This window comes from Streptomyces sp. NBC_00690 (assembly GCF_036226685.1).
GTDB lineage: Bacteria > Actinomycetota > Actinomycetes > Streptomycetales > Streptomycetaceae > Streptomyces.
In genome coordinates this window covers 8,370,676-8,388,393 of the sequence record NZ_CP109009.1, presented here as the reverse complement: position 1 = coordinate 8,388,393, position 17,718 = coordinate 8,370,676, and the positions used below count along the sequence as shown (strand labels likewise).

Sequence of the window (17,718 nt, the reverse complement as noted above, 5' to 3'; positions counted from 1 at the left end):
TGGAATCCGTTGGATTTTCGCGCGCCCTCATGAGGAAGCAGCGAAGTCCTGTTGGATGACGCGTTCAATATTCCGCTCGGCGAGCGCTGTGATCGTCAGGAGCGGATTGACCCCAAGGGAACCGGGGATAAGCGCGCCGTCGGTCACATAGAGGTTGGGATATCCATGCACCCGGCCGTAGGCGTCGGTCGCCTTGCCGAGCACGCAGCCGCCCAGCGGGTGGTACGTGAAATCGTCGGAGAAGTTCTTGGCCCGCGGGCCGAAGAGGTCATAGCGGTACATCGTGGCGTTGGCCCGGTTGATGCGGTCGAAGAGGGACTTCGTCGCGTTGACCGAGGGGGTGTTCTGGTCGCGTGTCCAGTTGAGCTTCGCCCGGTCGCCGGCCACGTCGTAGGTGAACCGACCGCGCTCGGGGTTCTTGGTGATGGCGAGGTAGAGGCTGACCCAGGTCTCCAGCCCGGCCGGCATGGGGGCGATCTCGGCCAGGACGGGTGCGGCGGGGTTGTCCCAGTCGTCGATGGCGAGCGCGGGGATGGTCGACTGCCGGATGCCCGTGGTGTTCCAGATGTGGTTGGCGCGCGCCGTCATGATGTTGCCGTTGGGGCCCCATCCCTCACCGATCTGGGCGTTGAGGTTCGGCAGGGTGCCGGTCTCCCTCGCCCTCAGCAAAAGCTCGGTCGAGCCCAGGCTGCCCGCCCCGAGGAAGAGATGGCGACAGGAGATCTCCTTGGTCGCGAGGAGCGCGCCGTCGGCGTTTCGCTGTTCGACGGTCAGCAGATAGGTGCCGTCCGCCCGGCGCCGGATGGTCTTGGCCTGGTGCAGGGTCTCGATGGTCACCCTGCCGGTACCCAGCGCCGCCGCCAGATAGGTCTTGTCGAGGCTGTTCTTGCCGTGGTTGTTGCCGTAGATGACTTCCGTGTCCAGCGCTGACTTGGGTGCCTGCCCCTGGGACTCGCGCCGCATGTGGTCGAAGTCGTAGACATTGGGGATGAGTACGGTGCCCAGTCCGGCGTTGGCCGCCTGCTCACCGGAGACCCTGGCGTACTTGTACCACTCGGTGGCGTTGAACCAGCCTTGGTCCACCTGGTTCACCCGGAGCATCGTGCCTGCTCTGGGGTAGTGGCGCGCGTACATCTCCGCGGCGTCGACGCCGGGAAGCACCTCTTCGAAGTAGGAGCGTCGGGGGGCGACCGCCATCCCCCCGTTGACGAGGGATCCCCCGCCCACTCCACGACCGACGTACACGGACATCTGGTCGAAGTTCACCCGGTCCAGCACTCCCGCGTGGGGAGTGATGTCGCGGTTGGCGATGTCCAGCCAGAGGAAGGAGCCGAGCGGAGCCTCAGTGCGGGACTTGAACCAACTGGAGCGCCGGTCAGGGTTGAGCATCCCGCAGAAGACCTTGCCGTCGGGGCCGGGCTGGTTCCACAGCTGCCCCATCTCCAGCATCAGGGTGTTCACCCCTGCTTCGGCCAAGCGCAGGGCCGAGACGGCGGCACCGTAGCCGGTACCGATGACCACGGCAGGCACGAAGGTGCCGCTGCTGGTGGCCCCGGAGGCCATTGCGCGGGGCGCGCCGACGGTGGTGGCGCCCGCGGCGGCAGCGGCTCCGAGGGCTGCGAGTCCGAGCATGCGACGGCGCGACAGATCGTGCTTCACGCGTTGTACCTGGCCTTCCGATGGAGGTGCGGGCCGCCGGCGGCACGGCGGCAGTTCGTGGTCAGTGGTTCTCGTGGATGGTGATCGCCGCGCAGGGGCATTGGTCGGCTGCATCGCGTACCGAGTCGTGTGTGGCGGCCGGCGGGTGGCGCTCCAGGAGCAGCACGACCCCTTCGTCGCTCTGGTCGAAGACCTCGGGCGCGACCAGCGTGCACATTCCGGCTCCGCAGCAGCGCGACCGGTCGACGTCGACGTTCATCCGGGGAGCCGGGTCACCAGGTGACGGGCAGTGCGTACACCCCGTACACCTGCATGTCGTGCCGCAGCCTGATCTCCTCGGGCGGACAGGCGAGGCGCAGTCCCGGGAAACGCTCCAGCAGCGCGGCGAATCCGACGCGCAGTTCGATGCGGGCAAGTTGTTGGCCGAGGCATTGGTGGATGCCGTGTCCGAAGGCGAGGTGACCGCCGGCGGGCCGGTTGAGGTCGAAGACCTCGGGGTCGGCGAACCGTGCCGGGTCCCGGTTGGCGGCTGCGAGGGACACCATGACGACCTCGCCCTTGCGGATGGTGGCGCCGTCGATCTCGACGTCTTCCAGCGCGGCGCGGGTGGGGCCGTGGTGGACGATGCTGAGATGGCGGAGCATCTCTTCGACCGCACCGTCGATCAGGGTCGGGTCGGAGCGCAGCGCGGCGAGTTGTTCGGGGTGCTGGAGGAGGGCGAAGGTTCCGAGAGCCAGTTGGTTGGCGGTGGTCTCGTGTCCGGCGACCAGGAGCAGGAAGGCGATCGAGGTGAGTTCCTCGTCGGTGAGGTCGGGGTCGACGGTGATGAGACCGCTGAGGATGTCGTCGGTGGGTTCGGCGCGCTTGAGCTGTATCAGGTGCTGGAGGTAGGTGCCCAGGGAGAGGAACGCGCGGGTCACCTCTTCGGTGGAGGTGCCGAAGCTGCTCCAGACATGGGTGTCGTGTTGGAACGCGTCGCGGTCGGCGTAGGGCACGCCGAGGAGTTCGCTGATGACGAGGGAGGGGATCGGCAGGGCGAAGTGTTCGAAGAGGTCGACCGGAGGGCCGAGCAGTTCGAGGGCGTCGAGCCGTTCGGCGACGATCTTCTCGATCCAGTCGGTCAGCAGACGCATGCGACGGACGGTGAACTGTCCCACCAGGAGCTTGCGGTAGCGCTGGTGTTCCGGCTGGTCGTGCTGGATGAACATGCCGGGCGGTGCCGCGGGGGGCTCTTCCAAGGTGGCCGCGCGGGGCACCGGGGGGTGCTTCAGTTCACCGCGGGCACTGAATCGGGCGTCGGCGAGTACGGTTCGGGCGGCTGAGTATCCGGTGACCAGCCAGCCAAGGTGCCCGTCGGCGAATTCCATACGGGCCACCGGCTCGGTCTGGCGCAATATCTGCGTCATCACCGGCGGATTGAATAATCCCTCGCGGACCGTCGTGAAGTTCACGGGTGCGGCCTGGCTCATGTCCTTCCCTTTCCCGAGCGCCGTTCTCATATGGGCAGCACTCATGGCGAAGAGCGGTCGCTGCGGATCGCTTTCGTAGGCACTGGCGGATTCATGGATCGAACGTCAGAACGAGTCGAACGTTGACCGTTACATATGACGGTATGAAGGCACCGGAATGGATGTCAACGAATTCGAGTCGTGGCGCGCTAAGCCTGTGGGAGTCGACCGAAGGTACGGTTACCCGCGGTACCGTCAACGCTTCGGTTCGGTTCGGTCGGTACGGCAACTACGGTCGAAGGGGGCCGTGCGGACGGGCGCGGACGGGGAGCCGCCTCGATCGGCAACAATCCGGCCATGGCGACGAGTTCGGTGCGTCCGCGGATGCTCAGCTTGCGGTAGGTGCGGGTGAGGTGCTTCTCCACCGCGCGGGAGGTGACATCGAGCCGTTCGGCGATCTCCTTGTTCGAGGCTCCACCGGCGGCGAGCCCTGCGACATGGCGTTCGGCCCGGGTGAGGCTGGCGATGGCGTCCGCTCGGTGCGCCCCGGCATCCGCGTGAAGCGCGTCGTCCGCAACACGAGCAAGCCAGGGCACCCCGCAGGCGAGGCCGTCCGCCCGGGCTTGAGTGAGGCGGCGCTCGGCCTCCGCGGTCCGGCCCGCCTCCAACAGTCTCCGGCCGAGCAACAGCGACGTCCGGGCCCGTTCGAGCATGTTCACCGAACCGTCCAGGGTCTGGGCCGACTCATGGAGGAGGGCGAGGCCGTCCACACCCTTGCGGAGGGCGCCCCGCACCCGCTGGGCACGACCGATGGCTACCGGTCCACCCCAACGGACCGCCCGCTCGTACTCCTCCTCGATGAGGTCGTGCGCACGCTCCGGACGTCCCATCCGGTAGTGGAGGCCAGCCGTCCAGGACCGCCAGGGCACCAAGGCGGGATTGCGCCAGTCGGCGCGCTCCGCAGAACGGCCCCAATCGAGGAGACATTCCAGCGCGGTGGCGAGATCTCCGCGTTGTGCTGCGGCCGAACCGCGCAGGAGTTGCCGCAGGGCGGGGCGATGGCCGTGGTCGGCGCCATCGCGACCATCGGTCAGCAGTCGCAGGGTGAGCTCCGTGTCGCGGGCCTGGGCCGCGACGAGGGCCAGGGGTGTCAGCGTCTGGAGCGTGGCCCAGGCGGTGACGCCGAGGGAGAGCGCCTCGTCGGCATGGACCCTGGCCTGGTCGATGCGTCCATGTGCCAGGGCGAGTTGGGTGAGTTCGACAGCGATGACGGCGCGCGCCACCGAGGCGTTGTCACGACGAGCCCGCTGGTAGGCGGATTCGAGCCAGGGGCCGATCGTGGCGAGGGAGTCCGATGCGATGAGGATGTCGGCCAGCAGCGGGAGGGCGGTGTGGATGTGGTCCGGAGTCGCCGGCTCGTGCTGGAGCACCCGTTCGGCGAGCGGCACCGCCTCCGCGGCGGTCGTGCGCTGGGTCAGGGTGGCACCGTGCAGCAGTACGGTGATCAGTTCGCGGTCGGCGGTGGTGTCCAGGTCGGGCATCGGCCCCAAGGACCTGAGCCGGTCCGCGCATTGGAACAGTTCGCCGGGGCCTGCCACCGATCGGTGCCGCAGCCTGGCTTCGAGGCGCAGGGCGAGCCCCCGCCCGATCTCATCCGCTGGTGCGGGCACCGCGAGTTCACCGTGCGCGCGCACCACGGATTCGATCGCGGCGGGTGGGCAGCCATCGAGGAGGAAGGGCGGTATGCGGCCGGCCACCCTGGCACGGTCCGCGGGATCGGGCAGGAGGAGCAGTGCCTGGGCGAAGTGCCGCAGGGCGGCTTGGGGTGCGAAGGCGCACTCGATGGTGGCGAGGTCCGCGAGCAACTCACCCCGATCGGGCCCTTCGGGTGAACTTCCCAGCAGGGCGTGGCGAAGGTAGCGGGCCGCGGCGTTGGGATCGGTACGGCCCAGGGCGGTGGTGGCAGCGGTGCGCAGTACGCCGACGGCCCAGGGGGTGTGGCAGGAGGTGGCGACCAGTAGCCGGGCGGCGCTCTCCGGGGGGTGTCCGCCCTCATGCAGCAGCAGGGCGGCGCGGACCCGGGTGTCCTCGGCGTCCGCCGGGGTCATGGCCTGTTCGACGCCGTCCCGTACTGCTTGGTGGATGAAGCGCGGTACGGGATCGTTCGCGAGGAGGCCGAGTTTGCGCAGGGCGGCGATGGCCTCGGTGCGGCCGGTGTCGTCCAGGCCGGTGAGTTGACCGGTCAGCTCGTCGTCAGCGGCCTCGTCGACGACGGCGAGGACCTTCGCGATCGACCACACCGCTTCGCTCTGGTAGCGCAGTACGGCCGCGAACCTTTCGTGCAGGGTCAGCAGCCGCGTGCCGTCGACTTCTTTGGCGCGCTCCGCGGTCGGTTCCTCCCTGCCGAGTGCGGCGAGGGTGGCGGTGAGCAGCAGGGGGTGCCCGTCGGTGGTCCGGTGGCAGGCGTCGGCGTAGGCGGGGTCGACGGGGCGTCCGGTGTGGGCGGCGATGAGGGCGGCGGTTCCTGCGGAGGTGAGCGAACGCAACGGCAGGATGTGGTGGGCATGGTCGGTGAGCCGGTGGAGATGGGTTTGGCTTCCGACGGACCCGTCTTCGCGTACGGCGACGACGAGGGCGACGTCCAGGCAGGGAAGGCGGCGGGTCAGCCGGTCGAGCCAGCGCAGGGAGGGGGCGTCTGCCCACTGGAGGTCGTCCACCAACAGGAGCAGGGGTCGGTGCGCACTGTGTTCGGCGATCAGGTCGAGGAGTTCGGCGTCGCGCTCGGATCCCTGTGGCGGTGGGACGCAGTCGCCGGGCAGGGCGGTGGTGTCGCCGGGGATGAGTGCGGTCAGCAGTTGGCTGACGACGCCGAAGCCGAAATCGCGCTCGTGTACGGCTCCGCTGGCCGTCAGGACTCGTACGCCGCGCTGCTCGGCGACCTTCGGCAGCGCTCTGAGCAGGGCTGTCCTCCCCATGCCGAGGCCGCCGGTGACCACGGTGAGCGAGCCGGCGCCCCCGCTACCCAGGGCGTCCAGCGCGGCGGTGATCACGACGAGTTCGGCCTCGCGGTCGAGTAGGGGTCTCATGTGTTCTCCCTCGGTGTCCGCCCCAGGGCCGCGGCGAGTTGTGGACGGCCTTGAATCCCCAACTTGCGGTAGGTCTTGGTGAGGTGGAGTTCAACAGCCCGGGTGGTGACCGACAGTTCGGTGGCGATGGCTCGGTTGCCAAGCCCGTCAGCGGCGAGATGTGCCACCTTGCGCTCCGCTGCGGACAGTGCGGCGCTGCCCCCGGCGGGTGGTGCGCCCTTCGACGGGGCGGGGCGCCCGGGGGCGGCCGTTCGTGGCGGCGTGCTCGGTAGTGCGGCCTGGTCGCTGTGCAGGAGTGAGTCGACGGTGTGGTGGCCGAATCGGGGTGCGGTGCCCAGCGCGACGAGGGCTTGACGGTACTGCCAACTGGCACGGGAGGGGGCCGCCGTCGTCGGCCCTGCGGTGGCCCGCAGGGTGGCTGCCATGGTGTCGGGTGTGCCCCAGGCGAGGGCGAGCATCCGTTCCTCGGCGCGCAGCCGTGCCGCCCTGGGATCATCAGGAGCACAGGCGCGGGCTGCGGCCGAGCGCCACCGTAGGAGTGCGGGGTTGGCCATCTTTCGCGCCAGGAGGAGTCGACCGCACTCCAGCAGGTCGGTGAGGGCCGATTCGCGCTGCCCGGTTTCCAACTGGACACGTCCTCTGGCGTACAGCAGCAGGGCCCACGCCAGTCCGCCTTCGGCGGTGTTGGGCAGTTCGGACGTGAGGATCCGCTGAGCCGGGCCGTGTTCGCCGCGGCGGAGCAGGATCAACGTACGGAGTGCGAGCACCGCGGGGACGATCAGCGGATGCCAACAGTTGCGGGGCATCGTCTCCTCGCACCGGTCGAGCGTGCGGGATGCGAGAGCGTCCTTGCCGCGTTGCAGTTCGGCGAACGCACTAACGATAAGTGCGAGACCGACCACGGCGCGGGAGTTGCCGTGCTCTGCGCGAGCGATGACCTCGTCGAGTGCGCTGTGTGCTTCCTGTGCCCGCCCGGTGAGCAGGAGGGCGTGTGCGGCTGCCGTGCGGACCGTCAGCGGGACTTCCTCGTGCGCTGTCGGTGCGAGCGCCGCACGGGCCAGACGCCGTGCGAGGGCCGCATCCCGGCCGTGCAGTGCGGTGCGCCAGGCGGCGAGCCCCGCCTCGGCCGGTCGTTCGTGTCGTGGCGGGGGGTCGGGTGGCAGCGGGAGGTCGACGGGAGGCGGACCGAGATACCGACAGATCCCTTGGAGCGCGTACAGGGCGGCGCGTTCCGGCGTGTCAGCTCGCGCGTCCAGCACGGCTCGGTGGATCAGGGGGCCTGCGGTCACGACGTCTCCCCTGGCGATGAGGAGTTCCGCCGCATGCAGTCGCGCAGGACCGCTCTCGGCCGCGGGCACCAGCAGCGCGCGACGCAGGTGCCGACTGGCAACGTGCGGCGCATGGGGTAGTACGGCCTCGCTGAGGTCGGTGAGGAGTTGTACCCGTAGCGCGGGCGGTACGGGTTCGCCCAGTGCGCGTTCCAGCAGCCGGGCCGCTTCGATGGGACGGCCGGTGGCACGGCAGCGCGCGGCCCTTCGGTGGAGCACGTCGACCGCCCAGGCGGCGCCGATGGTGCGGGCGCCGAGCAGCATCCGGGCGACGGCCCGGTCGGGGAAGGCGGCGCGCTGGGCCCACTCTGCGGCTCGCGCGTATAACTCACGGCGGTGTCGGGTGGTGAGGGGGGCGAGCACCGCTTCGGCGGCGGCCTCGCTGCGAAACGCCGGCAGGGGCCCGGGGACCAGCAGGCCCGTGCCCGACAACAGCGCAAGCGCGCGGGCCACTCCGATGGTACGGGTCCCGGAGAGCGCGGCGATCATGTCGGGTGTGCAGTCGGGTCCTGCGACGGCGATGACGGCGAGCACGTCGAGGAGTTCACCGGGGAGTACGGCGAGAGTGCGCGCGGTGTGGTCGCGTACAGCGTCGGCCGTCTCGTCGCTCGGATCACCGCCCGGGACGAGTGCGGGTTGATCACGCAGGGCGTACCGGTTGGCGACCGCACGCAGGAGTGCTGGGTTGCCCTCGGTACACCGTGCGACCTGGGCCGCGAAGGCTTCCGGCGTGCGCCGGTTCTTGGCGACGACCTGTGCCGCGATGTCGTCGGGGAGAGGGGCGAGGAACAGGGTGTGCTGGGCCACGGTGCGTGCGTCGGCCAGTGGGCACGGCTCGATCAGGTCGTACGGGGCACAGGGCACGGCGGTGTTGCGGGAGGTGAGCACCATCAGGGGGGCACCCTGCAACCGTCGTGCCAGTGCCTGGAGGCCGCGCAGTGAGGGGCGATCGGCCCATTGGACGTCGTCGACGACGAGGAGGAGCGGTTGGACACGGGCGGCGGCGAAGAGTGCGTGAGCCAGTGTCGCCGCCCGTATCGACGGGGGGTGTTTGGCCGGGCGGGTCGGGGCGGCCGGGTTTCGATGGGTGGCTGCGAGAGCCGAGTGGAGTTGGGTGGCGATCCCATGGGGCAGGTCGATCTCCTCGCGTGACGCATGGGCGGCGACGACCCGTACGCCGTAGGAGTCGGCGAGTGTGATCACATGGTCGAGCAGCGCACTGCGGCCGATACCTGGAGGTCCGTGCACATCGACGAGGGCCGGGCGTCCGAGTTGGAGTCCGTGCAGGAGTTTTCGCAGCAGCAGGTCTTCCCGCTCTCGGCCCGGTGGGGGTTCGGGGGTGACGTGGGTGGGACGGGCGGTGCCCGAGGGCGGGCGGTGGGCCATGGCGGGCTGGTCCTGTCAGCGGTGGCTGGGTGCGGGCATACCGTCGCCCTGGTGCCGGGCGGGGGTCCGGCCAGTGGTGGTGGTCAAGCCCTGGGGAAGTGCGGCCCGCCCGCGTACGCCGAGCTTTCGGTAGACGTTGGTCAGATGCATTTCGACAGTGCGAGGGGTGATGAAGAGCGTTTCAGCGATCTTCTTGTTGCTGGCGCCTCGCTGGGCCAGGGCTGCCACCCGGCGCTCGCTCTGGGTGAGGGAGTCGAGTGGGGCGGTGGCGAGTTGTGGCATGCGACCACCCGCCGTGACCAGCAGGGTGCGGGCGCGGGCGCCGAGCACGGGGCAGCCGCAGCGGGTGGCGAGTTCGATGGCCCGGCGCAGATGGCGGCGGGCGCCGGGGGCGTCGTCGCGGCCGAGGAGTTCGCGGCCGAGTCGGTACTCGGCGGCGGCGCGCTGGAGACGGGCCGGTGAGGCGTCGAGCAGGTCGAGGGCTTCGGTGAGGAGGTCGATGCGTGCGGTCCCCTCCGCCACGTTCGCGGCGGCGACCTTCGCCAGGCCCAGTGCGCGGGCGGTGCCCCAGCGTTGTGCTCGGTCGTGGGCCTGTTCGGCGATGCCCTTCGCTTCCGATCTTCGCCCGAGGCGGGCCAGGGTGGTCGTGGCCGACAGCCACCAGGTGGTCACCAGGGGGTTGGTGACGTCGATCTCGGCCAGGCTCCGCCCGCAGCGCTGCCACAGTTCGAGGGCGCCTTCGGCGTCGCCGAGGTCCCGAAGGACCCGGCCCTTCGCATGTAAGTAGTGCGACCATTCCCAGACCCGCTGGTCGAGTGTGGGAACGGCGTTCGCCAATTGGTCGAGCACCTTGCCCGCCTGTCGGGTCTCGCCCTGCGAGAGCAGTACGTCGGCGAGGGCGATATGGGCGAGCGGAGGGGCGGTGGCAGTGGTCGCCAGGGCGGCCCGTGCGTCCAGGGCGGCCCCGGGCACATCGCCGATGCCGTGCAGCAGCAAGGACCGGCCGGCAAGCGCGAACAACGAGGGCCAGGGCGTGCGATGCGGTGGGGACGGGGAGAGCATCCGGTCGAGCGCCTCCAGTGCCTCGTCGATCGAGTCCGCGAGCGTCAGGACGGTGGCGGAGCAGGGCACGGTCCAGTCCGCGGAGCCTGGTTCTTCGACCCGTAGGGCGCGTCTGGCCAGTGCTGCGGCCCTGTCGGCGGGGCCCGAGTCGAGCGCCGTGAAAGCGCTCAGTACGGCCAGGAGTTGACGCTCTGCCGGGCTGTGTCCGCTCGGTGGCGTGAGTGTGGCGGCACGCGCACGGGCGCCGGGCAGGGCGGAGCGGTCGTTGACGGCAGTGATCAGCAGGGCGGATTCGACGGTGATGCGCAGTTCACGGTCGGCGGCCCCCCGGGCGCTGCCTCTGGTGCCTGTGGTGTCGGTGATATCTGTGGGTTCGGGCAGAGCGTCGAGGACCTGACCGAGGATCTGTACGGCCTCCGGGGTGCGGTTGGTCCCGAGTGCGGTCCTGCCGTACTGCACGGCGATGGAAGCCTGTTCACGCAGGTCATCGGTGGCCGCGAGGGCTTGCCGTAGGTGCCAGAGCGCGGGTGCTGCCGCGTCCCGGGCCGTGGCGGCTGCGAGCTCGACGTGGACATCCTTGCGCTCGGTGTCGGTGAGCGGGTGGGCCTCGTCGCGCAGGACACGGCCGGTGGCACGGACGGTCGCCTGGTTCGGTTCCTCCGCAACGGCGTCCCGTAGCACTGCCAGCATCCACGGTCGGTCGATGCGCTCCAACAACGCCAACTGGGCCGCCACTTCGGTGGCGGGTCGGCCCGCATCGCTGAGCACACGGGCGGCGCGTGCCCTGAGTTCCTGGAGCCCGGGCTCCGACAGCGGTGCGAGGACGGCTTCCCTCAGGCCGTTGCGCATCTCGGCAGGCGCCCCCGGCAGGACGATCTCACTGCGCCGCAACACATCGAGCGCGCCCTCAACCCGTCGTGAGTCCACACCGGAGAGCGCGACGAGCGGGTCGGTGGCGGCCCGGCCCACCAGTGCGAGGGCGGTGGCCACATGACGCACGGAGGGCGGCCAGACGGCGAGGAAGTCCGGTATCAGCGAGGTGAGAACGCTCTCGTGGAGCGTGCCGAGTCGGTGTGTCCCCTCCGTGTCCGGCCGCACTCCCCTCGCGTTGAGGGCGGCCAGGAGCCGGCCGAGGAGCAGCGGGTTGCCCCCGGAGATCTCCACGCAGTGCCGGACGAACGAACCCTCCACTGGACCGCCGAGGAAGTGGGCGGTCATCAGAGCCGTCTCCGACTCCCCGAGAGGTCCCGGTTCGACCAGGGAGCAGCGGTCCTGAGCGAGGAGTTCGGCGAGCGGGGAGACACCTGGCCCTTCCACGTCGGTGCGCTGGGCGAGCAGGAGGAAGAAGGGGAGCCCCGCCGCTCTGCGGAGGATGAAGTCCAGGCAGCGCAGCGAGGTTTCGTCGCTCCACTGGGCGTCGTCGATGACCAGCGCCAGCGGGCCTTCGGCGAGCAGTTGCAGGGCGCTGATCTGCCGTCTGCGCCAGTCGTCGTGGGTGCCTTGGTGCGTGCCCGGGGTGCGATGGGTCTCGGTTTTGGGCACGGGTGCCGGAGCGAGGAGCGCGTCCACGGCACGGGCTGCGGTCGGGGCGTCGGGTTTGGCGGCAACGGTGCGCACGGTCACGCCGGTGGATCTCAACCGCTGGCACGCGGTGGACAACAGATGGCTACGGCCGATTCCCGCGGGCCCCCGGACGAGGACTGCTCGCGCCCCGCCGGACCGGGCGGCGGCGGCGTGCCGTAGGACGGTGTCGAGTGGTGTGTTGTGGTTGCCCGATCTCCGGACAGGGTCTTCGATCGGTTGTTCGGTGCCCACCACAGTTTTCCTCTTCCGTGAAGCTCACTCCGACTCTTGGCAGTCGCACCCAAAAGCCGCCCCCTGCAAGATCAGAATGATGACGACGGTAACATTCGCCCCCATCGGTCCCGGTCATCTTTCAGTCAGAACGCATCGGATTCACGCAGAAAAAGAAGCCCTTTCGCCATGCCCGGTTGGATACCTTTCGGCCTTTCTGCTTTAAAATTCAAGCCAGCCGAGGACAAGCGAGTGATGTAGCTCACTCACCGCCGAGGGATCCCGTGCACCCGACCTTCACCCCGACCGCACATGGCAACACGAACAGCCCGCGCGACACCCGGCCAGCACATGGAGCAACCCACTGATGGGCAGGTGAGAAGCAGTTGAGGCCATAGCAGTCGGAGTTGCACGAGAGACATGAACCCGCGACACCCGCATGGCGCCTTGACGCGGGCGAGAGCGAGACCCCGACCGACCGCAGAGGGAAATTCGTCCGGAGACCACACCGCCCTCTTGACCAAACCGTGACGATGCGTTATTTCGCGCCCGACCCTCACCGCACACACGCTAAATCGTGTCACCATATACAGATGGCTATGCCATGGATGTGAGTCGGTCAGACAATGGCAGGCAAGTGCAAGGTTGCGTCGGGAATACCCTTCCTGAATTCTCTCCTTCAGCTGGGAGGGGAAAAGGATATCTTCTGTTCCCCTGCCGTTCTCTCCTCTGGACGAACGGGGTAACAGAAGCCGAGCGCGCCCAGTCGGTGTCCGCCCCTCCCCGGCCCGGCGGTTTCGAGGGAGTGATCACCGACAGCCCGATCGACCCACGACCGGCCCGTCATCGCCTGGCAAATCCCAGGGGGTTGGCTCCACCCGGGCATCGCTCACCCGTTCCGGCGAATGGTCGCTCCACGATCGCACTCCGGGGAATTGCCGCCAACGGGAGCGGGCATCGTCGCGAAATTCCCTCCCGCGCCTCCCAACAGCAGCGCTTCGAACCCTCTCGGGGATGCGTTCGACGCCGACTCAGGAAGAACGCATCAGCGGCTGAACACAAGGTGCCAACGCGACGCATGAGAGTCGGCGGCCCCGGGCGCCTTCTCCCGTTCCCGTTCGCGCAAGCGAAGGGCGAGTGGGGACGCCAACGCTGTGTCGAGTGGGCAGCGACCGGAGGGACGGGGGTGGCTCACTGCCAACGGCGCATGTGTAGGGGAGGGCTGCCGTTCGGGTCAGAGCGCGGAACGCACGGTACCGCGGCCCGGAACGGCCGAAAGCCGGATCACGACTGCGGCGTCTCCCGCTGCAAGAGGGGAAGGTGCTCCTGGACGGCCTTCTTCCAGTCGCCTTCTCTGGTCATCTTGTCCAGTGCCGCCTGAACGGCGGATTTACGATGACTGTCCTTCGGCAGACCGATTCCATACTCCTCGTTGCTCAACCGGAACCCACCGAGCCGGTACTTTCCCGGATTCTGCGCGGCGTATCCGGCCAGGATCGCATCGTCGGTCGTGACCCCGTCCACCTCGTTGCTGGTCAGTGCGGTCAGGCATCGCTCGTAGCTGTCGTTCTCGACGATCTGGACCTGGGGAGCGACCTGATTCTGGAGGTACTTTCCGGGTGTGGACCCTCGGGTCGAGCAGATCTTCTTGCCGTTCAGGGAGGTGGCGGAACTGATGGAGGTCTCGTCCACACGCATCAGGACGTCCTGATGGCCCACGAGATAGGGGCCGACGAAGTCGACCTCCTTCTCCCGCTGGTCGCTCATCACGTACATCGCCACGACGAGGTCCACTTCCCTGCTCTTCAGCAGGCTTTCGCGCTCATCGCTGCGCACCGGCTTCCATGTGATGTCCTCGGGTCGGTGACCGAGTTCACCGGCGATATAGGTCGCAACGGCCACATCGAAGCCCTTGAACTCGCCCTCCACGGTTTTGAGACCGAGGCCGGGTTGATCGGACTTGACCCCGATGGTGATCCCACCGATGCCCTTGGGGTCATTGGCCGGCTCACCGCTCCCCTGGGTGAGGGAGCTGGGTGAAGGGGTGGAGCCGTCCTTGGCGGTTTTGGAACCCTCTCCGTCGCCTTGTAGTTGGAGCCAGAGGAGTACCCCACCGAGTGGCACGGCGACGAGGGCCGCCGCGGCGTACGCCCGGGTGCGCCGCTGGTTCCAGGACTGCGATCGTGAGCGGGCAGGCGCTACCGCGGGTATGGGCGGGGTGCCTGCGGGCGGAGCGTCGCCGGACGAGGCCGCGGCAGGTGCGGGCAGGGGGTCGGCAGGCAGAGCGTCAGCGGGCGGGGCCGCGGGAGGTGCAAGGGGGTACGACGTCGGAGCGGTGACCCCATCCGATGCCGACTCCGCTGCCTCCAGCAGTCGATCGAGCGTCTGCGCGTCCGGGCGTCCGGCCGGGTCCCGGACCAGGACAGCCGTAAGCGCCTCGGTCAACGCACCGGCCCGGCGTGGTGGTGGGACATCCTCGCTGAGCACCGCAGCAAGGGTGGCCAGGGTGTTGGCGCGGCGCAGTGGATGGTGCCCCTCTACGGCGACGTACAACATCAGGGCGAGCGACCAGAGGTCGGCGGCCGGGCCGCCGTCCTGCCCACTGACCCTTTCTGGGGCCATGTAGTCAGGCGTGCCGATGAAGGAACCGGTGGCGGTGAGGGCAGTGGACCCCTGGACCGCGGCGATCCCGAAGTCGGTGAGGACGGGGCGCCCGTCCGGTCGCAACAGGACGTTGGCGGGTTTGATGTCCCGGTGTTGGATGCCGACCGCGTGCGCGGCCCGCAGCCCGGCCAACACACCGCGCCCCAATCTCGCCGCCTCCTCGGGCGTGAGGGTGCCCCTGCGACCGAGGTGCTCCTGGAACGAGCCACCGGGGACCAGCTCCATGACGAGCCATGGATAGGTGTCCTCGCCGCCGTCGACGATGTGGTAGATGGTGACGACATTGGGGTGGTCGGTGCGAGCCAGCGCCCTGGCTTCCCGCAGTACGCGGGCGCGCAGTGCCCTGACGCCTGTGGGGTCGTGCTCGGCCAGTCCCGCGTCCGGTGGACGCACTTCTTTGAGTGCGACATCACGGTGGAGCATCAGATCGCGCGCTCGCCACACCAGCCCCATGCCACCGCCGCCGAGTCGTGCCAACAACTCGAAGCGACCGTCGATCACTTGCGCCACTCAGTCCCCCTCAACACCCCGGCCCAAGGCGCCGGTAACGGCCGCCCACGAGTCCCCCCGGACTCCACGGACCGATGTTCCGAGGTGACTCTGCCACACCGGTGAGCGAGACCGACAGTCGGACGGTCCCGGTCGCTCGATGTCGGCCGACGGAGAGGGACGCAGCCGTCGACCGACGGTGCGGGGACGGCTTCGAGCGTCCGGATCACGGGGTGTGGCCGGGCCAGGGAACGTCCGTGGTGACCGGGGCGGTGTAGTCGATGCCCGGCACGGAGAATCCGTACAGGCGTTGGACTTCGGCACGGAACCAGGCGAGGTCGGCGAGACGCGCGATGGTGTCGGTGGTGGCAGTCTCCCACCGTTCGGCGACGGCCTTCTGGACATCGTCAGTGAGTTCCCAGGTGTCCAGGCGGATCCGGTCCTCGTCGTCCAGCACGAGCGGGGCCGCACCGGTGAGCTGGTCCCAGAGGGCGGCGAGTTGGCGCACCGGCGGGACCACATCCTCGCCGAGGACGCCGCGCAGCAGGCCGGTGTACAGGGCGATGCCGGGGATCGCGGTGGAGGACTGGGTGACGGCGGCACCGTTGACACAGGTCACGGCCCGTCCTCCCACCGACTTCCCGAGCCGCTCGCTCAGGGCACGGGCGGTGGCCTCCAGATGGGACTTGGCCACACCGATCGTGCCCTGTCGATAGATCGCCGCTGTCAGGGGCGATCCGATGTACGACAGCGCGGCGGTGGTGAAGCCCTCGGCGAGCAGGCCCCGACCGGTGAGGTGGTCGATCCAGCGTTCCCAGTCCGCGCCGCCCATCACGGCCACGGTCTGCTCGACGTCATCCCCCTCGGCCGGCCCGGTCTCGACCTCGCGGACCTCGGGAACGCCCTGGCCGTCGAAGAGAAGTGTCTTGGTGCGGTTCGCCCGACCGATCGGCTTGAGGACGGAGGCGTACGTCGTGCCCGTGTCGGGGTCGGTACGCCGGGGAGCGGCCACCGAGTAGATCAGATAGTCCAGCCTGCCGCCGAAACGCTGCTCGATGAGATCGGCGACCTGGTCCTTCATCGTGTCGGAGAACGCGTCCCCGTTGAGGAAGACCAGATCCCGCCCGGTGCCGCGGGCGAGATCCGCGGTGGCGGCGGTGCGATACCAACCCGCCGTAGCGGTACGCCGTTCTGTGGGGGCCTTCTCGAAGGAGACCATAACCCCGCGGATACCGGCACGCTTGAGCCCGGCGAGTGTGGCCGCGAGGCCGTATCCGGCCGAGGAGCCGATGATCAGGGCCACGGGTCCGGCGCCCTCGGGCACATCGGCGGGGGCGGGGCACGCCTGCCAGATGTCGGTCACCGTCTGCGCACAGCCCGCCGGATGGGAGTCAAGGAAGAGGAATCCTCGGTTACGGGGGATGAGGACACGTTCGCTCACGATGGGAGTCCTTGGGTCGACGTGGACGTGGACGCGGCGCCTGTCGAGCCGCCGCGTCCTGCAAGTCTGAAACAGGGCGGCCCCGAAAGGTGGCCTCGCCGAGGACAACGATCACGAGCCGGTCTTGGAGTGTTCCGACCACTCCCCGCAGCGGAGGACTCCGTGTCGACCAGGCCACGTATCACCGTGCAGGTCCTGTTCAGCGGCGCCCAGACTGTTCGTACGCCGACCGAACGTGGCGCTGCCGGGCAGGTGTCGCACGGGCTGATGGCATGCGGCTGTCCCTCAGCCGTCCTCTGTGGTCCTCGATGCTTGTTCCTCAGCCGCCCTCTGTGGTGCTAGATCGTTGGTGGACCGTTGCGGTGAGACGTCGAAGTGAGGCGTGGGCGGGTGGGCCCCAGGTGGGCTTGCCTCCGGGGCGACCGTGGACGCCGGCGTCCCCGATGAGAATGCCGCTGAGAGCACGCAGCACTGCCCAGCCACGGGCGCGGCGCAGGGTCGCGGCGTCCGGGCTCGGCCGGTAGGTCTCGTGGAAGAGGTCGGCGACGCCGTCCGGCAGGAGGATCCAGACGGCGGCGAGGTCGCTGGCGGGATCGCCGGCGCAGAGGTCACCGAAGTCGATCACGCCGGAAAAGGTGCCGTTCGTGGTCAGGATGTTGGCTGGATGCAGATCTCCGTGGAGCCAGAGGCTCGGGCCTGCCCAGTCGGGTGCGGCGACGGCGTCCTCCCAGACCGCGCGGACGGCGTCCGGGTCGGGAATGAGCCCCAGTTCGCTAGCCGAGACGAGCGATTGGGTGAAGTGCTCGGCGGTGTCGGCGAGCACGCCGCCGCGTCCTCGTCCGGTGGGTGCCCCGTCGGGGGCGGGCTGGTGCAGCGCGGTGAGGAAGGTGGCCAAAGTGACGGCCGCATCCGCGGCACGCGTCACGGGCGCGCGGTCGGCGGGCTCGCCCGGCACCCAGGTGGTGACGATCCAGGGCCGGGGAAAGCGCTCGGAGGGCTCACCGAGGCGCTGCGGAACGGGGATCTCCAGTGGAAGGTGCGGGGCTAGACCGGGGAGCCAGGTGTGTTCCTTGCGCAGCAGCGCGTCCGCGGACTCCGTCGCCCAGGGCAATCGGACGGCCAGGTCCTCGCCCAGCCGCCACAGCTGGTTGTCCCACCCGCGCGCCCCGAGCTTCACTGGTTGATCCGCCAGGTCGGGGTGCTGCTCGCGCAGCAACTCCCGGATCAGTTCTTCGGTGATGTCCGTCGCGGTGGCTGTCATGTGGACCAACGGTAGTTGAGGTCCGGCCGGCGCAGCTTCAGCCGAGTACACGTCGAGCTCCGGTCGGAAGTGGTCGGCGGAGTCGAAGGGGCGGCGGCCC

The 17,718-nt window shown here is 69.3% G+C and carries 9 protein-coding genes; all 9 read right to left on the bottom strand.

Annotation, left to right across the window (positions count from 1 at the left end; translation table 11 throughout):
- Nucleotides 1-27: 27 nt before the first annotated feature.
- The gene (locus tag OID54_RS35955; protein WP_329027986.1) at nucleotides 28-1,632 is read right to left on the bottom strand and encodes a GMC family oxidoreductase; all 1,605 of its coding nucleotides are present in this window, start codon (nucleotides 1,630-1,632) and stop codon (nucleotides 28-30) included.
- Nucleotides 1,633-1,720: 88 nt separating this feature from the next.
- Nucleotides 1,721-1,918 carry a ferredoxin gene (locus tag OID54_RS35950; RefSeq protein ID WP_329026627.1) on the bottom strand — a complete coding sequence of 66 codons (198 nt, stop codon included), beginning with the start codon at nucleotides 1,916-1,918 and terminating at the stop codon, nucleotides 1,721-1,723.
- Nucleotides 1,919-1,931: 13 nt separating this feature from the next.
- Nucleotides 1,932-3,128, bottom strand: a complete 1,197-nt coding sequence (locus OID54_RS35945) for a cytochrome P450 (protein WP_329026626.1) — start codon at nucleotides 3,126-3,128, stop codon at nucleotides 1,932-1,934.
- Between the two features lie 188 nt (nucleotides 3,129-3,316).
- Nucleotides 3,317-6,193, bottom strand: coding sequence for an AAA family ATPase (locus OID54_RS35940; RefSeq protein ID WP_329026625.1), 2,877 nt, complete (start codon nucleotides 6,191-6,193; stop codon nucleotides 3,317-3,319).
- A complete protein-coding gene (locus tag OID54_RS35935) occupies nucleotides 6,190-8,907 on the bottom strand; it encodes an AAA family ATPase (protein ID WP_329026624.1) in 2,718 nt (905 codons plus the stop codon). Before OID54_RS35935 ends, OID54_RS35940 begins: the two co-directional genes overlap by 4 nt.
- Before the next feature lie 15 nt (nucleotides 8,908-8,922).
- Nucleotides 8,923-11,784: a helix-turn-helix transcriptional regulator gene (locus tag OID54_RS35930; protein WP_329026623.1), complete on the bottom strand. Its 2,862-nt coding sequence runs from the start codon at nucleotides 11,782-11,784 to the stop codon at nucleotides 8,923-8,925.
- A gap of 1,263 nt (nucleotides 11,785-13,047) precedes the next feature.
- Entirely contained in the window at nucleotides 13,048-14,880 is a 1,833-nt protein-coding gene (locus OID54_RS35925; RefSeq protein ID WP_443055823.1) for a bifunctional serine/threonine-protein kinase/glutamate ABC transporter substrate-binding protein, read from the bottom strand.
- Between the two features lie 262 nt (nucleotides 14,881-15,142).
- Nucleotides 15,143-16,357 (bottom strand): enoyl-[acyl-carrier-protein] reductase FabV, encoded by a 1,215-nt coding sequence (fabV, locus tag OID54_RS35920; RefSeq protein WP_329026621.1) that lies wholly within the window; start codon nucleotides 16,355-16,357, stop codon nucleotides 15,143-15,145.
- 319 nt (nucleotides 16,358-16,676) lie between these two features.
- Entirely contained in the window at nucleotides 16,677-17,618 is a 942-nt protein-coding gene (locus tag OID54_RS35915; RefSeq protein ID WP_329026619.1) for an aminoglycoside phosphotransferase family protein, read from the bottom strand.
- Between the last annotated feature and the right edge of the window lie 100 nt (nucleotides 17,619-17,718).

Bases quoted from the DNA above. Each gene is read 5' to 3' on its own strand.
- OID54_RS35955 (WP_329027986.1), bottom strand. From the start codon at position 1,632: ATGCTCGGACTCGCAGCCCTCGGAGCCGCTGCCGCCGCGGGCGCCACC.
- OID54_RS35950 (WP_329026627.1), bottom strand. From the start codon at position 1,918: ATGAACGTCGACGTCGACCGGTCGCGCTGCTGCGGAGCCGGAATGTGC.
- OID54_RS35945 (WP_329026626.1), bottom strand. From the start codon at position 3,128: ATGAGCCAGGCCGCACCCGTGAACTTCACGACGGTCCGCGAGGGATTA.
- OID54_RS35940 (WP_329026625.1), bottom strand. From the start codon at position 6,193: ATGAGACCCCTACTCGACCGCGAGGCCGAACTCGTCGTGATCACCGCC.
- OID54_RS35935 (WP_329026624.1), bottom strand. From the start codon at position 8,907: ATGGCCCACCGCCCGCCCTCGGGCACCGCCCGTCCCACCCACGTCACC.
- OID54_RS35925 (WP_443055823.1), bottom strand. From the start codon at position 14,880: ATGGGGCTGGTGTGGCGAGCGCGCGATCTGATGCTCCACCGTGATGTC.
- OID54_RS35915 (WP_329026619.1), bottom strand. From the start codon at position 17,618: ATGACAGCCACCGCGACGGACATCACCGAAGAACTGATCCGGGAGTTG.